Origin of the sequence: Neobacillus sp. YIM B06451 (assembly GCF_032667185.1) — a bacterium.
In the GTDB taxonomy this organism is placed as follows: Bacteria; Bacillota; Bacilli; order Bacillales; family Cytobacillaceae; genus Bacillus_D.
Genome location: NZ_JAVFKJ010000006.1, coordinates 116,603 through 132,753, shown reverse-complemented (window position 1 = coordinate 132,753; position 16,151 = coordinate 116,603). Strand labels below are relative to the sequence as shown.

Here is a 16,151-nt window from a genome sequence, read left to right as displayed (position 1 = left end):
CCAAGAGGAAAAGGCCCATGACTATTTAATAGAGTACTATTATATGTAAGTGAGAATCTGAAATCCCATATATATTGCCATCCCCCAGACAATGAATGCGGACACCTGGTTTAGGCGTTTCAGGAATATTCCTTTCTGGCTAAACTGCCCAACCCTCCTGCCAGCAACCGCCAACGAGAAAAACCAGATCCAGGATACGGTTATACAAGCTAGCGTGAACAGCCACTTCTCAGATCCAACATAAACGAGGGATGCGGTCCCGATTACCCCGATTGTGTCTAGAATGGCATGTGGGTTTAGAAGCGAGACCGATGCCGCGAATATGACCTGCCGCTTAGCGGAAAAAGATGCCTGTGCGTCGTTTCGGACCCCATCGCCAGCAGATTTCCAAATGGACCAGCCCATGTATGCGAGGAATAAAAATCCTATTAGAAAAAACAAATTCCTTATCCATCCGAAATTAAAGACGATGACAGACACGCCCGCAACCGCCATTGAAATCAATAGTGTGTCGCATATCCCTGCTGTTACAACCGCCGGAACGGCCTCTGAGAATTTTTTATGGGTCGCCCCCTGATTAAAGATAAATACATTCTGAACGCCAAGCGGCAAAATTAAGCCAAAGGCCAATAAAATCCCATGTACGAGCGCTTCCATCCAATCCCCCTGCCTTCTATTAAAAACTCTTTCCTTATCAATATATTTTGTAAATCTAAACCATCCTTTTAAAAAAAGCAAATCACTAACTGCCATGTCCGAAATCCACTTAATTGAAAAGCTGGCTCTTACTCCCTATAATAAACAAAAAGCAAAAAGGGAGAACGGCATGGGGAAACGGAAAAAATGGTGGGCGCTTGGCCTATACATGTTTAGCTGGAGAGTTCGCTTCTATTATTTTTTGTCCCTATTTTTCATCATTATTGGAATGAATATTGGTTTTAGAGCCTTTTCCTCCCATGAGGGAAAAAGCTATTATTATTGGACTCTTGCTATTTTAGCTGGTTTCATATTTACATCGTATCAATATAGAAAAAAGGCAAAGAAAGAATATGAAGATAAAGAGCTCGGTATAGAAAATCGCTGGAGTTAAGAAAAAAGGACGAACAGCCGTGTAAGCCGTTCGTCTTTTCATATTATGTCCCGCAAAAAGTTCTGTAAGGCAAGCCCGTTGGTTCAGGCGGTTTACAGTACTCTTCCTGCTCAGGGGAATGGGCGTATGGATTCGACAATACTGTTAGGAGATTCTCCATCACGCTGTAATCCCCTTTCTTTACCGCCGCGTCAAGCGCCTCTTCCACCCGATGGTTCCTGGGGATGACTGCTGGATTGCTTCGCCTCATCAACTCAAGGGAAACTTCCTTCGAATCCTTTAGCCTGCCAAGACGTTCCTGCCAGCGCGCATGCCATTTTTTAAACTCTTCTTTTCCATGCAAGAGCGTATCCTCCTGCTTGTCGAAGGTTAGAGCACGGAACGTATTTGTATAATCAGCACGATATTTTTCCATTAAATTGAGAAGATCGCTGATGAGTGTTTCATCCTCCGCCTCCTCATTTGTCAACCCAAGCTTTGCCCTCATTCCGTCCAGCCAGTACTGTTGAAACTGCTTCGCAAAACCGGAAATCGCCTCATTGGCCATTTTAAGAGCCTCCTCCTCATCTTCATGGAGAAGTGGCAATAACGTTTCGGCAAAACGGGCGAGGTTCCATGCTCCGATATACGGCTGATTGCCATAGGCGTAGCGGCCCTCCCTGTCGATTGAACTGAATACAGTCGCCGGGTCGTACACATCCATGAAGGCGCACGGCCCATAATCAATCGTCTCGCTGCTAATCGTCATGTTGTCGGTATTCATGACACCGTGGATGAAGCCCACAAGCTGCCATTGGGATATCAGTCGGGCCTGGCGCTTTATGACTTCCTTTAGAAGCCACAAATACTTATTCCCTTCGGATTCAATCTCCGGATAATGCCTCTCAATCGCATAATCGGCAAGGGCTCGTAATTCATCGATTTCTCCCATACCGGCAGCATATTGGAACGTGCCGACGCGAAGATGGCTTGCCGCCACCCGGGTGAGGATTGCCCCGGGAAGCTCGGTTTCCCGGTATACCGGTTCCCCTGTTTCCACAACCGCCAGGCTCCTGGTCGTTGGGATGCCAAGTGCATGCATCGCTTCACTAATGATGTATTCCCTAAGCATCGGGCCTAGCGCCGCGCGTCCGTCACCCCCGCGCGAATAAGGCGTCCTGCCCGGGCCTTTCAGCTGGATATCAAACCTTTTTCCATCGGGGCTGATATGCTCTCCAAGGAGGATAGCCCTCCCGTCCCCGAGCATTGTAAAATGGCCGAACTGATGGCCGGCGTAGGCCTGGGCCAATGGTACCGCGCCTTCGGGTACCCGGTTCCCAGCCAAAACCGCAACGCCATCGTCCGTAGACAACTCCTTCGCATCAAGCCCGAGTGATTCCGCAAGCGGGCCATTAAGGACCGCGAGCTTCGGATCACGGACCGGATCAGGGTCCAGCATCGTATAAAATGGCTTCGGAAGCCTTATATAACTGTTGTCAAAATTCCAGCCTATTTCGTTACCCATGGAATCTCCTTCCTAATTGCCTTTTTTCATTTACCAGTTGATTCATTATACCCTTTCTTTTATCAATAGACGCCTATTTGCGTTCCATGTTAGTAACCGATTTTTCCGACCAAGTTAAGTTAAATCGGACGAGTCGTCATAATCATAGCGAAAGCCGTCCTGCTGGGCATTTCCGTCCTTTTCATTCGTAAAACGATACCCAACGTGGATCATGCCAGCTTTCGATTTATCCGGCTTTCTTTCATCCTGCTTAATGTCCTTATCCATTTCCGCCGCCTCCTTCAAGTTTCCTTTTTACTATCCCAAGAAACAGCTTTAGCTATGCGGGACATACGGTTCTGTTAAAATTGGCCACAAAAAACCGCCGCCCCAACCGGAACGGCGATTTACCCAAAAATTAGTAGATCAGATAGTTCTCCCTAACCTGCTTGAATTCTTCAAGGCCGCCTTGCCACTGCGCCTTCATTTCATCGACTGTCTTTCCGTTTTCAATCGCTTCCCGTACCCAGCCGTTTCCAATCAGTAAATCAAAGAACGAAATGCCTTTGCTGTCCGGCGCCCTGAATTGGAAGTCATTTGGATACATGTCATGAATCGCCTTTACAATATGAAGGCCTGTTTCAACTGGTTTGAACGAATCAAGGTCAGTGATATGGATTTGGATTCCGTGGGAGAGAACCCCGGAATGCTTCGAGAACGTCGGAATGAACGACGCTGCCCTGAACTTCACTCCCGGCAGCTTCAAGGCGTTCAGTTTCGCCGCCAGGTCATCGGCATTAATAAATGGAGCGCCGATCAGCTCGAACGGCTTCGTTGTCCCTCGCCCTTCCGATACATTCGTCCCTTCAATCAATGCCGCACCAGGATACACCAATGCTGTTTCCAATGTTGGCATATTAGGAGATGGCATCACAAATTCAAGCGGGGTTTCATCAAAGTACATGTTGCGCTTCCAGCCATTCATCTCAACGACCGTCAAATCCGCCCCGATGTTGAATTCTTTATTGAACAGCATCGCAAGCTCGCCAACGGTCATCCCATGCCTAAGCGGAATCGGATAATTCCCGACAAAGGAAGTATATTTCGATGCATCAAGCACTGGGCCTTCTACTTTTGTGCCTCCAAGCGGGTTCGGGCGGTCAAGGACGATGAATGGAATATTGTTTTCCTTCGCTGCTTCCATCGCATACGCCATCGTATAAATATACGTATAGAACCTTGTCCCCACATCCTGGATATCAAACAGGAGGACATCTACATTTTCCAGCATTTCCGGAGTTGGCTTTCTCGTCTTTCCGTAAAGGCTGTATACAGGAAGTTTCGTTTTTTCATCAATATAATACTCAACATACTGGCCAGCCTGGGCGCTTCCCCTAACCCCATGCTCCGGGCCGTACAATGCCGTCAGCTCCACATCCGGGTCATTGAACAATAAATCAACCACGCTGACGAGATTTTGGTCGACTCCAGTCGGATTGGTGATTAAGCCGACCCGCTTTCCTTTTATTAAATCCTTATGCTCCTTCAGCAACACTTCGGCTCCAACCATGAATTTCTTATGGTCCTGGCTTTTCCCATTGCCCTTGTCATGGTTTGCCAAAGCCACTGTTAAGGTTGAGAGGATCAGGATTACCGTTACAACTGCAGATAGCCATTTTTTCAAAATAATCACCCCTGTTTTAAAATTTTCATTTTCATTGCTACATAGGTTGAATCAAAGATTTATTCTAATGAGAACCTTACGGTTGATTTCCGCTACATAAGGAAAGCTCCCAAGAATAATCATCGCAGGGACAGGCTGCCTTTTGCCTGTCCCGAGGCACACGCTTTCCGCGGGGCGTCAGTGGAGCCTCCTCGGCGCATGCGCCTGTGGGGTCTCCACCTTGCCGCTGCATCCTGCAGGACACTGAATGGCATCCTCGAATCTGCCCACGCACTAAGGAAACGCGGTAGCGTTTTCGAGGAGTCGGTGCCCTCCGCTCCAATCAATTCCCATTCAAAGCTAATTTGTGCAGAATTTTATATCAATCTAACTAATACAACCCTAATAGCTTCGCTGTTCCCAACCTTCTCCTTTGAAACTTGGCTCAACGGTTTTTCCGCCAACATCTTCAATCTTGATGTCATCGACATACCATCCGCGGCCGTTCACTGTGTTATCGGTTTCATATCTGAATCGGACGAATTTGGCGATTGCCGGCAAGTGCGCCTCAACATCGACCCAGCCATCGCTGTTGCCAGTAAATTGCTTTGCCTTCGTCCAGTTCAAGCCGTCAATGGACCATTCCAGGTAGCCATAATCCGAATCCTTTTCTGTCCGATACCATGTTTTAAAAGAAATTTTCGCCGGCTGTTCCACATCCACAGCCGCTGTTAATGCATGCTGGATTTTGTCCCCATAACCCGAAAACCATGCTTGTCCATCGGGAATTGAAACCGGAATGGCGTCCGCAACCTGCCTCGCAAAAGCTCTCCTTGCCGTATTGGTCGTAACTGTATTCCGGGTCGGATGCACCCTATTGGTAAGGAAAATCGAGATTGTATCATTAGCCCTGTTCACAACGATGGAAGTACCCGTGTAGCCTGTATGGCCAAGCGCGGATTCATCCGCGAGGGCATCCATAAACCATCCCTGGCCGATTTCCCATCCCAATCCATGCTCATTCCCCGGAAATTCGGGAATCTGGTTTTCCACAAGCATACTGACTGTTTCCGTCCTCAAGATTTGCTTGTCCCCATAGCGGCCGTCATTCAAATACATGTGGGCCAGTTTCGACAAATCCTCAGCGGTCGAAAAGACACCCGCGTGCCCAGCCACGCCATCTAGCGACCATGCATTTTCATCATGGACTTCGCCCCAAACAATCCCCCTGTTCGTCCACGGCTGGTACTCTGTTGCGGCAATCCTGTCTTTCAATGCGGCCGGCGGGTTGTACATTGTATCCTTCATTTCCAATGGTTCCGTAATATACTCTTTGACAAATTCATCCTGTCTCTTTCCTGATAGCCGTTCGATTAAAACCCCGAGTGTTATCATGTTCAAATCACTGTATGTATACTTGCTGCCCGGAGGATTGCTTAACGGCTCGTTTAAAACGAGCTTGATCCTGTCTTCACGGCTGTTCCCTTTTGTATAAAGGGGTATCCATGCGGCGAACCCCGAGGTATGGGTCATCAGCTGGCGAATGGTTACATTTTCCTTTCCATTGGCCGCAAATTCAGGGATATACTCCGCAACCTTGTCATCAAGGCCGAACTGCCCTTGGTCATAGAGGATCATCGCTGCTGTTGTCGTAAAAATTTTGCTGATCGAGGCAAGGTCGAAAATCGTATCTTCCCTCATCTTAATTGGATTTTCAGACTCCGTGAATTGATCATCCTCATACCGGTAGGCATATCCATAGGCATCATGCTTTACAATATGGCCGCTCCGCGCTACAAACGCCACCGCCCCAGGCATCGCCCTTTCGGAAATGAATTTGTTCAATTGGGCATCAATTCCGTCCAGTGGCTGTTGAATCATTCCCGCTCCCTTGATTGAGCCCTTATGGAGGATTGGCGAAAGCGGACCAGGATTACCCCAGGTAAAAACAGGATGAATGCTATCACCGGCGGCTTTTACCGTTTTTGTCTCTTCCGACATTCGCGGACCCTGATTTGCTTCCGCGCCAGTGAGCGGAATTAGCGCGCCACAGCTTAGAACAGCGGCCACCGCGATTGTAATTGTTTTCTTCATCATGCTCCCTCCCAGAAATGAAAAGGCTTTCATTAATATTCTCAGCTTAGCGAATGTACTAACTAGGTGTCTATACCACCTTGGACCCAACTATGGGACAAAGCTTTTATAGCTAGGACATCTCGTAGGAATAAAGCACTGTCCATTCGACAAAATTCCAAAAATAATTACGCAACTAAGGAAGGTTACCTGGAAACCGAGCCTTTTCAGCTAACTTCCTCCACCCCACACCTTGCTTTTGGTCCCATCTTCCCTGTCGGAAAATTAGGCAATTGGAGGGATGGGCAAAATCAGAATTGCCATTCAAAGCTTTATCCTATTTGTTGCAATGAACTATTCTACCCACATCTGCCTGATTATTTATACGCTATAAAAGCGCAATGCGAAGGGACTGTTTTTCCCGACAGGAATGCCGGGCGTTTTTTTACAAAAAAAAGACAGGAACGGATCTGTTCCTGTCTTTCAAACTATTAACAAGCTACCAGCTTAGTCAGTCCCAAGCGTTACGCCAACTCTCTTCAAATATTGTCTGTAGGCAATGCTCATCCGGTCGCATTTCAATGACAGCTCAGCCTGCAAGTCAAGCGGAAGGTCCTCCGGCTTCTGGTTCTCCACTATCGGCTTATCCTGGGCAAAAATCATGTCCTGGAACTCAATGGCTTCCTGGTCGGTTGTCCCTGTTTCATAATTAAACGACATGATTCCATACGCAACGGACTTGCTTTCATCAACCGGGAGGATGGTTAGTAAAATGGTCATTTTGTTATCCGTTTCAGGGTCCCTTTTGGTGAAAAGGACTGTCAATGGACTGAGAATTTCATACGTATAATAAACATCCTTGGCCACCCCCGTGCCATCCGGGTCCGGTTGGAAAATCGCGATTTCATCACTGTATATCCTGTTTCCTTCAGTATGGACTTCATAATCCCCGATAACAGGATGCTCCTGCACCCCAAGGAAGCCTTCGTGGATGAAGGCCAAATGGCCAACATCAAGGAAGTTCTCGACAACCCTTGGCGGCTTTGCATTGACCTGCTGCGGGCCCCAAAGGATATTGCGGTAACTTTCTTCGCCATATTGGGGGTAGGAAAAGAACTCCGGGTTGTTGTTGTTAAAATTAATCCAAACAAACCCATACGCTTCCTTGCAGGCATATTTGAAAGCTCTTGCCTTTAAAGGAATCGATCTTCCTTCCGGGAGCTGGGGAATTTTTGTACAGGCACCTTCCGAGTTGTATTCCCAACCATGATATGGGCAGACAAGATTTCCGTCTTTAACGCAACCAAGCGACAATGCGGCGCCTCGGTGAATACATAAATCCTTAAAAGCATGGATTCCTTCTTCATTCCGAAAAAGAACCACTCTCTCCCCCATAACAATCACCTGTAGCGGCTTCTCTTTTACATCTTCTATTTTACTAGCTACTATCCAGTCGCTGCGTAAAACATTATCCTCCACTAGCACTTTTACCACTCCTTCAAATAGTCTCACTATCTATATATTATGGTGGAGGACATCATTTAAAGTCAATACGAAACACGAACATTAATATTTTTAAATAAATAAATATACGCTTTTAGGGTTTACATCTTGTAAATCCTTATTTATAATTCAACTATAATTTTCAAATTTTTAGATAGCAATGAATTCTTCAAGTCCAAATAACAGGCCAAATTACAGTTCAAACGTACTAATCGAATGACCAATTTGCCAATCCTATCGTTCTATTAAACCAAAAAATAATAATAAAGGAGTTTTACTCAGTGGACCAAAACAGGCAAAACACGAACATTACAGTAGGGATTGACGAAAAAATCAGTTGGAGGAAGGCGTTCCTGCTCGGCATGCAGCATGTACTTGCAATGGACCTGTACATCGCGCCAATTATTATTGCTGGATTGCTTTCGCTGGATTCAATGAACACAACCTTCTTTATTCAAATGTGTTTTCTTGCAGCCGGACTGGCGACATTGATTCAGACAATTGGCGGCTTGCGCCTTCCAGTTGTCCAGGGGCCATCCTATGTACCGATCGGCGCTTTGGCCGCGATTGGCGGAAAGCTTGGAATGGGAGCTGTTTTCGGAAGCCTTTTGCCAGGCGCCTTGCTTATCGCGATTCTCGGATATCCGTTGAAGTGGTTCGCGAAGGCTGTCAAAAAAATCATCCCGCCTCTTGTCGGAGGAACGGTCATTGTCATCGTAGGCATTTCGTTAATGCCAAGTGCTTTTAATAGCATTTATACTTCTCCCGGAAATGTCGGGCACAACGTTTTGATTGCATTTGTATCTGCCGCGGTTCTTGTCACTTGCATTCTTCTAGGACGAAAAGCGAAGGGATACGGAACGTTTTTCCGCCTCGTCTCCGTTATCCTGGCGATTGTCGCCGGAACCATAACAGCATCGTTTTTTGGCACCATCGATTTTTCTTCTGTTAAAAATGCGGCGTGGATTTCGTTCCCAAGCCTCTTCCCATTTGGAAAACCGGTTTTTGACTTGCAGGCAATCCTGACGATGATTTTTATTTACATGATTATTCTTATCGAAACAACAGGAACCTGGTTTGTTGTTTCTACTGTCACGGGCAGTGAATTGAATGAAAAGAGATTGAACAAGGCTTCTTTTGGTGAAGGCCTTGGCTGCTTCGTCGGTTCCCTTTTCGGCGGAACGCCAATGACGGGGTATTCCTCCAATGCCGGCATTATCGCCATCACAGGTGTCGCGAGCAGGATGGCGATTATCGCCGCCGGAATCATCCTCATCGCACTCGGGCTTGTTCCTAAATTATCGGCAATCATCACCTGTGTTCCCCAGCCTGTCATTCAGGGAATATTCGGTGTCGTCTGTGTTGCCATCGTTATGAACGGGCTTAAAGTCATCCAACATGTCGAAATCGATGACCGAAATATGATCGTCATCGGAGTCCCAATCCTTTTAACGGTGGGCACAATGGTCCTTCCAAAAGAAGTCCTGTACAGCGTACCCGACTTTGCGAATTACATCCTATCATCCGGAACGGCCGTCGGTGCCATCGCGGTGCTCATTCTAAATTTGGTTGTCCCTCACGAACGGAAATCAGCCGCTACAACAGAGGCAAAAACTGTTTCCCAGGATGCATAGGCACACCAAAAAAATCACCCTTGCTCCGCCGCTTTTTGCTGGAGCCGGGGTGATTTTTTATTAAAGGCTGAACTTATTTCGAACTCCCATTGGTTGGTTACTCCTTTAACTTTGTTCAAAACTTCACATAATTCCCTTATAAAATAAGAGAATGGTAAAAACCTTTCTCTTATCTATTAGGCTATTTACCAAATCATTAATTCGTTTGCTTCACGCCTTAGTTGCTCCCGGAAATCAGGATGGGCAATGGCTATCAGCTTTTCTACCCTTTCCCTAATGGAGGTGCCTTTTAGGTGGGCAACGCCATATTCGGTTACAACGTAGTCGACATCGTTTCGGGACAGCGAAACGACGGCACCGGGAGTAAGCCTAGGTACAATTTTCGAAATCGTTTTCCGCTCGTTGCTGCCAGGGACTCTGATATTAGCCGTTGAATAAAGGGCAATGAATGATTTGCCGCCTTTTGAAAGCTGGGCGCCGATTGCTGTGTCCGCCTGGCCGCCGGTTCCGCTGAATTGGCGGTGGCCGATTGATTCAGAGCAGCATTGGCCTGTCAGGTCGATTTCCAGGGTCGTGTTAATGGAAACCATTTTGTGGTTCTGGCCGATGACATATGGATCATTTACGTAACTGCCATTCAATATGACGATCCCTGGATTGTTGTTGATAAAATCGTACAGCTTCTTCGTACCGAGCGCGAAGGTTGCGACCATCTTGCCTGGCTGCAATGTTTTTTTCCTGCCGGTTATAACGCCCGCTTCAAATAAATCAACCATTCCGTCGGTAAACATTTCGGTATGGATTCCGAGGTCTTTTTTATTCATGAGCTCGGCCGAGACAGCGTTCGGGATGCCGCCGATGCCCAGCTGGATCGTGGAGCCGTCTTCAATCAATTCTGCAATCTGCCTACCGATTATCCTATCTTTTTCGTTCGGTTCAGGCGATTGAAAAAGTGGGATATCGTAATCGGCTTCAACCACATAGTCAATTTCGGAAATGTGAATAATTGTGTCTCCAAAGGTCCTTGGCATCTTCGGGTTGACCTCCAGAATCACAAGGTCAGCAACCTGGGCAATTTCTTTTTCATAGGTCGCACTTAAGGAAAGCGACAGATAGCCATGCTCATCCATCAGTGAAGCGGTGCCGATAAAGATGTTGGTATGGCGGTGTTCGTTCCGCCTGACCCCCGCAAAATGGAGATGGTTTGGGATGTAGGAAACCGTGCCCGCCTCGTGCATCTTTCTTACAGCAGGCATATAAAACCAACCCTCCATCAGAAATTGATTTTTATATGCTGGGTCGCAAAAGTACGGATATTCAAGGATTGGCAAACACGTTGAAACTCTTACATCGGTAATATCCTCAGAAATCGTATGGAGCTTGGAAAGTATATTCCTCGGTTCAGCAGCCGCAAGTGCCGAGACGATATGGTCCCCGGTTTTGACGAAGCTCAATGCTTTTTCCACTGTTATTTTTTTTGAAAAATAAAGGTCTTGATACTTATTCGTTTTAGACATAGCGTTCATTTTCTATCGGCCCCCATTTAATGACATTCGCTGCCCAGGCATAGCCAATTCCCGCTGAAATCATTGAAACCACGGTACCGTCAGCCACCTTGCCTTGCTCTAATGCCAAGTGTAGGGAAAGAATCTGATCCACCTGGCCCATATGGCCATATTCGCTTAAATAGATTGATTGGTCTTCAGTCAGGCCAAGAAGGTCGAGCAGATACTTGTGCATGGAATATTTGAAATGAAGGACTGCCAGATAGCCGAGCTCTTCTTTGGCCACTTTCGACTTTTCAAATGCCCGGTCGATGCAGTGCAGCCAGTTAGGCATGGACACCTCGTTCAAGCGATCCTTCATATGCTTTTCATCGAATAGCCTTAAAGATTTGTAGGCTTCGTTAAGATTTTCACTGGTGATCGGCTTTTCGGTTCCACCGAATTCCACCCCGGCGTCGCGCGACATTGTTCCGTCTGTCATAATATGCGAGCCTAATAGGAGGTTGCGTCCGTAGTTCTTTTTTAAAATAATCGCTCCGGCCCCTGCTGATAGGTTATACATCATTGACATCGCCCGGTCGGTGTAATCGACGAAATCGCCATTTCGGTAGCCGCCTACAATCATGACGGTGTTAATGTCCTCGTCTGAAAGCATCATGTCCTTTGCTATTTTCATGGCCGAAACTGCTGTACAGCAGCGCTGCTGGAGATCGATGCCCCACGCATTGGTTGCGCCGATTTGTTCCTGGATGTAAATTGCGGAAGTGGTTAGCGGGTATTCCTTCCACTCTTCACCGATTGAGATGACCAGATCGATTTCCTTCGGGTCGATTCCGGTGTTCTTGAGTGCATCGAGGCCTGCGCGGACGCCCATTTCCTGTGTCCCGTCATTTTCGCCGGGAACCCGTTTTTCCTTGATCCCCAGCTTTTGGGTGATGGCTTCCTCCGTCCAAACACCGTTTGTTGCATCGGCAATATCCTTCGCGGTCATTCTATGGTCTGGGATATAGATGCCTGTTCCGACAATTCCAACATGATTGGTTGTCATTCTTAACGCCTCCTGTCTATAATTATCCAGACTGTTTTTAGCGCTTAGTTTCAATTGTTATCTTTCAAAAAATCTATGATTAATTTGTTTGTTTGTTTGGGTTTCTCCATAAAAAACAGATGTCCGGCATCATCTAAGATGAATGCTCTTGAATGGGCAATTTTTTCATGAAGAAGCTGTGCATTTTCAAAAGGTACGACTCGATCACCTCGACCTGCGAGTATGAGCGTTTCAGCAACTATCGTGTCTACCTTGTTCTCGCTATTAAAGGACGCACCGGCAAACAGCTGTCGCTGATAAGCATGTTTTGGCTGTGAATTATTTCTCTGCTCTTGTAGGATAAAATCAAGAATGTCCTGATTTTCGTTCAATGTCCCTTCGTTTAAAGCGGTGGAAACAGCGTATCTCGCTTTTTCAGGAGTACGATCCTTGCTTGCACCCTGGAGCATGATTTCGAGTGTTTCTTTCGGGATCGGGATACTATTGGCGCCTCCGAATGAGGTGCAGCAAAGAATTAATTTATCAACCATTTCGGGATAGGAAATGGCAAATTCCTGAGCGATGAAGCCTCCCATTGAAACTCCTAAAATATGCGCTTTATCAATATTCAAAGCTTTAAGAACCTCAGCCGTGTCTTCCGCAAACAGCTGGATCGAGTATTCCATTTCAGGCTTATCGGTATGCCCTACACCCCGGTTATCAAAGATAACAACCTTAAAATGGCTGGATAACTCCTCTACTTGCCGTCTCCACATCCAGCTTGCATACCCAAGCCCCTCCAATAAGACAAGGGCCGGACCTTCTCCATGTATTTCATAGTAAAATTCAATTCCATTGGCTTTTACTTTTGGCATTCTCAATACCTCCCTTCCTTGAAGCTTTTATAGGAAACCGTTCTATATATGTTGAATCATAGATTTTATATACTAAAGTAACCTTGCGGTTGATTTCCGCTACAGGCACACGCTTTCCGCGGGGCGTCAGTGGAGCCTCCTCGGCGCTAGCGCCTGTGGGGTCTCCACCTTGCCGCTGCATCCCGCAGGAGTCGGTGCCTTCCGCTCCAATCAACTTACATTCAAAATGGAATAGTGTGTAAAAATTTTTTCCAACCCGATATAGTTAAAGTTTATGAAAGACTTTGTTTTCTTAAAAATGAAAAAGCCGTTCCTGGCCTTTTGGATCGGCCCTGTCGGTTTCCTGGACACTGTTCAGAAATCGAACATTTGACCCTCTATTTGAATAAGGGTTTCCTAAATGCCAGGAAAGAGCATTTAGGAACCCTTACTTTTAGAACATAAGGCCACAGAAATTCAGTACCCAACAGTTCCAATTAATTCTCCTGGCCAGATTTATTCGAATTCTGTGAACTCGGAATCCAGGGTAAAGATGAAGTTGCCTCCATCCTGGGCGACTTTGCTCAGAGCCATTTTGGTTACGCCTTCACGCTTGCCATCTACATAGCTGATTTCGGGAGCAAGGCCGTCTGTGAATGTCATGCCGTCCATTGCTTCCACAAAGCCATCCCATGACAGGTTATCCCCTGCTGCTTTCAGTCCTGCAATAAATGTTTCAGCTGCAACCCAGCCAGCCATTGTGTAAGCATTGATTACCTTTTGTTCCGGGAAGTATTTTGCCATTGCGTCCATCAGCGGTTGAAGCTTTGCTGCATCGGCATTTACCCAGCCCATGACATAGAGGTTCTTGATTACATTCGGAGCTCCTGGTGCTGCCAGTGCAAGGAAGGATGCATCTGCATTTGAATAGGTTGTGATCATTGGAACGTTGAAGTTCACTTTCTCGAATTCTTTCAAAACGCCAGTTGTAGCGCCTGCAAGGCTGTAGACGATTACGACATCAGGGTTAAGGCTCTTTGCTTTTTGGACTGGAACGGTGAAGTCTGTATCCGCGGCTCCGATTGCCAATTTGCCTTCTTCTTTAAGGATGCCTTCCTGGCCAAGCGCTTTTAAGCCTTCCGCGAAACCTTCGACACCATCGCGGCCCACATCATCATTTTGATAAATGACGACAACGTTTTTAGCGCTGAATTTTTCAACTGCATATTTAGCCATCAGCTTGCCTTCATAGAAATAGTTTGGCTGGACAGGGAAGAAGTTTTTCCCGGCTTGTGTGAGCTGCTTTGCACCGGAGCCGAAGTAGACGGCAGGGATTCCTTCTTCTTGGACAATGCTTTGAGCCGCCATGACTCCCGGTGTGCCAAGCTGGCCGACAACAGCGAAAACTTTATCATCATAAACGAGTTCTTCCATTGCCTTTACGGCTTTATCCGGCTTGAATTCATCGTCTTTCTTAATTAGCTCAACGGTCCTGCCATTTACTCCACCTTCATCATTCACTGCTTTCAAATACGCTTCCATTCCTTGAAAGTATGGAGTCCCAATGAATGCTAACGCACCTGATTGGACGCCAATGGTTCCGATTTTTACCGACTTATCTGTAACACCCTGGGCCAGTTCCACTTTTTCTGGTTCGTCCTTCCCGTCCTTGCCCTTTGTTTTTTCACTGTTTGAACATGCCGCTACCGAAAACAGAAGAGTGAGTACTAAAGCCAACAATGAACCTTTTTTGAAAATTTTCCCCATGATTTTGATCTCCCTTTTTTAAATTTTTTCAACTATGCATCTAAGCATTCGCTTAGTAAATGCCGTGGGTTAATGGCCGCCCAAATAGGCCTGTTTGATTTTCGGATCATTCCTTATCAATTGTGCGGGCCCGTGGTGAATAACTTTCCCTGTTTCGAGGATATAGGCATGATGGCTGATGGACAGGGCTAAGTTTGCATTTTGTTCGACTAGGAAAACGGTGGTCCCCTCATGGTTGATTTCCCGGATTATCGAAAAAATGTCTTTTACAATCAGCGGTGCGAGACCCAGGGAAGGCTCGTCGAGTAAAAGTAGTTTAGGTTTGGCCATCAATGCCCTTCCAATGGCCAGCATTTGCTGCTCCCCTCCGGATAAGGTCCCGGCATCCTGCTTTTCCCTCTCTTTTAATCTCGGAAAATATGTAAAAACTTTTTCGAGGGACTTGGCCGCTTCCTTTCGATCTTTTTGTGTATACGCGCCGATTTGCAGATTTTCTTTTACGGTCAGTTCGGGGAAAACTTGCCTTCCCTCTGGTGCCTGAACAATCCCGGACTTCACGATCCTTTCGGGGGATTGTCCTGTCAAACTCTTATTGCCAAAGGTGATGCCGCCCTTTTGAGGCTTGATCAACCCGGAAATAACCTTTAATATCGTTGTTTTCCCTGCCCCGTTCGCACCCAGGAGGGTTACAATATTCCCTTCCTTTATTTCAAGCGATACATCCTTAAGGGCATGGATGTAACCATAATAGGCATTGATGTTTTCGAGCTTAAGCATGTACCTCATCCTCCTTGCCAAGATACGCTTCCTGTACAGCCGGATGATTTTGGATTTCCTTTGGGCTGCCTTCTGCAATCTTGGAGCCAAAGTTTATCGCGCAAATTTTTTCGCAAACCTCCATAACGAGGTTCATATCGTGTTCAACGAGGATGATGGTGACGTTAAATTCTTCCCTTATTTTTTTTATAAGGTTGGTTAGTGTTTGTGTTTCACTATGGTTCATCCCGGCAGCTGGTTCATCGAGGATGATCATTTTCGGATTGGACATCAGCGCCCGCCCGAGTTCGATCAGCTTCATGACCCCGTATGGCTGGGCTGCCCCTGGATAGTGTTCAATCCCGCGAATGCCCAGGAAATCCATAATATCGAGGGCCTTTTCGCGGATACGCTTTTCTTCCTTTTTTACAAACGGGAGGCGGAAGCCCTGTGAGAGGATTCCTCCCTTTGTCATGCTGTGCTGGCCGATGATCAGGTTTTCCAGGACAGTCAAGTTTTTAAAAAGTTCGACATTCTGGAAGGTCCGTACCAAACCGATGTTGACCATTTGATGAACCTTATAATCGAGCAGATTTATATGCCCTTGAAAGGTGAGTTTTCCTTTGTCAGGAGTATAGAATCGGCTGATGCAATTGAATACGGTTGTTTTCCCTGCGCCATTTGGTCCGATAAGGCCATAGATTGCATTTTTTTCAACGGTGAAGCTTAGATTGTCTATTGCCTTTAAGCCTCCGAAAGAAATGGACAGGTCCTCTACCTGTAAAATCGGTTCCAT

At 46.5% G+C, this 16,151-nt stretch carries 14 protein-coding genes; 2 read left to right on the top strand and 12 right to left on the bottom strand.

The annotated features are described in order from the left end of the window. Nucleotides 1-39: 39 nt before the first annotated feature. Entirely contained in the window at nucleotides 40-657 is a 618-nt protein-coding gene (locus tag RB160_RS12720; protein ID WP_316570774.1) for a LysE/ArgO family amino acid transporter, read from the bottom strand. A 169-nt stretch (nucleotides 658-826) separates the two neighbouring features. Between RB160_RS12720 and RB160_RS12715 the strand changes: the two genes are divergently transcribed. After that, nucleotides 827-1,090 carry a hypothetical protein gene (locus tag RB160_RS12715; protein ID WP_316570772.1) on the top strand — a complete coding sequence of 88 codons (264 nt, stop codon included), beginning with the start codon at nucleotides 827-829 and terminating at the stop codon, nucleotides 1,088-1,090. Between the two features lie 43 nt (nucleotides 1,091-1,133). Here RB160_RS12715 and RB160_RS12710 read toward each other — a convergent pair whose 3' ends face one another. From RB160_RS12710 to RB160_RS12690, 5 genes are all read right to left on the bottom strand, one after another. After that, nucleotides 1,134-2,594, bottom strand: a complete 1,461-nt coding sequence (locus RB160_RS12710; protein ID WP_316570771.1) for a protein adenylyltransferase SelO — start codon at nucleotides 2,592-2,594, stop codon at nucleotides 1,134-1,136. A 114-nt stretch (nucleotides 2,595-2,708) separates the two neighbouring features. Further along, nucleotides 2,709-2,861 (bottom strand): hypothetical protein, encoded by a 153-nt coding sequence (locus RB160_RS12705; RefSeq protein ID WP_316570769.1) that lies wholly within the window; start codon nucleotides 2,859-2,861, stop codon nucleotides 2,709-2,711. 130 nt (nucleotides 2,862-2,991) lie between these two features. Then, a complete protein-coding gene (locus RB160_RS12700) occupies nucleotides 2,992-4,257 on the bottom strand; it encodes an exo-beta-N-acetylmuramidase NamZ family protein (RefSeq protein WP_316570767.1) in 1,266 nt (421 codons plus the stop codon). Between the two features lie 381 nt (nucleotides 4,258-4,638). After that, on the bottom strand, nucleotides 4,639-6,333 hold the full coding sequence (locus tag RB160_RS12695; protein WP_316570765.1) for a serine hydrolase domain-containing protein: 1,695 nt from the start codon (nucleotides 6,331-6,333) through the stop codon (nucleotides 4,639-4,641). Between the two features lie 483 nt (nucleotides 6,334-6,816). Continuing rightward, the gene (locus RB160_RS12690; RefSeq protein ID WP_316570763.1) at nucleotides 6,817-7,794 is read right to left on the bottom strand and encodes a Rieske 2Fe-2S domain-containing protein; all 978 of its coding nucleotides are present in this window, start codon (nucleotides 7,792-7,794) and stop codon (nucleotides 6,817-6,819) included. Between the two features lie 299 nt (nucleotides 7,795-8,093). On the opposite strand from RB160_RS12690, the gene RB160_RS12685 reads away from it, so the two are divergent. Then, on the top strand, nucleotides 8,094-9,446 hold the full coding sequence (locus tag RB160_RS12685) for a uracil-xanthine permease family protein (protein WP_316570761.1): 1,353 nt from the start codon (nucleotides 8,094-8,096) through the stop codon (nucleotides 9,444-9,446). 185 nt (nucleotides 9,447-9,631) lie between these two features. On the opposite strand, the gene RB160_RS12680 is transcribed toward RB160_RS12685, so the two are convergent. The 6 genes from RB160_RS12680 to RB160_RS12655 all read right to left on the bottom strand — a co-directional run bounded on the left by RB160_RS12680 (nucleotide 9,632) and on the right by RB160_RS12655 (nucleotide 16,151). After that, nucleotides 9,632-10,972, bottom strand: coding sequence for an acetyl-CoA hydrolase/transferase family protein (locus RB160_RS12680; RefSeq protein ID WP_316570758.1), 1,341 nt, complete (start codon nucleotides 10,970-10,972; stop codon nucleotides 9,632-9,634). Next, nucleotides 10,956-11,999, bottom strand: a complete 1,044-nt coding sequence (locus tag RB160_RS12675) for a 3-oxoacyl-ACP synthase (protein ID WP_316570757.1) — start codon at nucleotides 11,997-11,999, stop codon at nucleotides 10,956-10,958. The genes RB160_RS12680 and RB160_RS12675 overlap by 17 nt, the downstream gene beginning before the upstream one ends. A gap of 50 nt (nucleotides 12,000-12,049) precedes the next feature. After that, entirely contained in the window at nucleotides 12,050-12,853 is an 804-nt protein-coding gene (locus RB160_RS12670; RefSeq protein ID WP_316570755.1) for an alpha/beta fold hydrolase, read from the bottom strand. Nucleotides 12,854-13,348: 495 nt separating this feature from the next. After that, complete coding sequence (locus tag RB160_RS12665) at nucleotides 13,349-14,599, bottom strand: ABC transporter substrate-binding protein (RefSeq protein ID WP_316570753.1); 1,251 nt, start codon at nucleotides 14,597-14,599, stop codon at nucleotides 13,349-13,351. A 69-nt stretch (nucleotides 14,600-14,668) separates the two neighbouring features. Next, complete coding sequence (locus RB160_RS12660; protein ID WP_316570751.1) at nucleotides 14,669-15,376, bottom strand: ABC transporter ATP-binding protein; 708 nt, start codon at nucleotides 15,374-15,376, stop codon at nucleotides 14,669-14,671. Further along, nucleotides 15,369-16,151 carry an ABC transporter ATP-binding protein gene (locus RB160_RS12655; protein WP_316570749.1) on the bottom strand — a complete coding sequence of 261 codons (783 nt, stop codon included), beginning with the start codon at nucleotides 16,149-16,151 and terminating at the stop codon, nucleotides 15,369-15,371. The genes RB160_RS12660 and RB160_RS12655 overlap by 8 nt, the downstream gene beginning before the upstream one ends.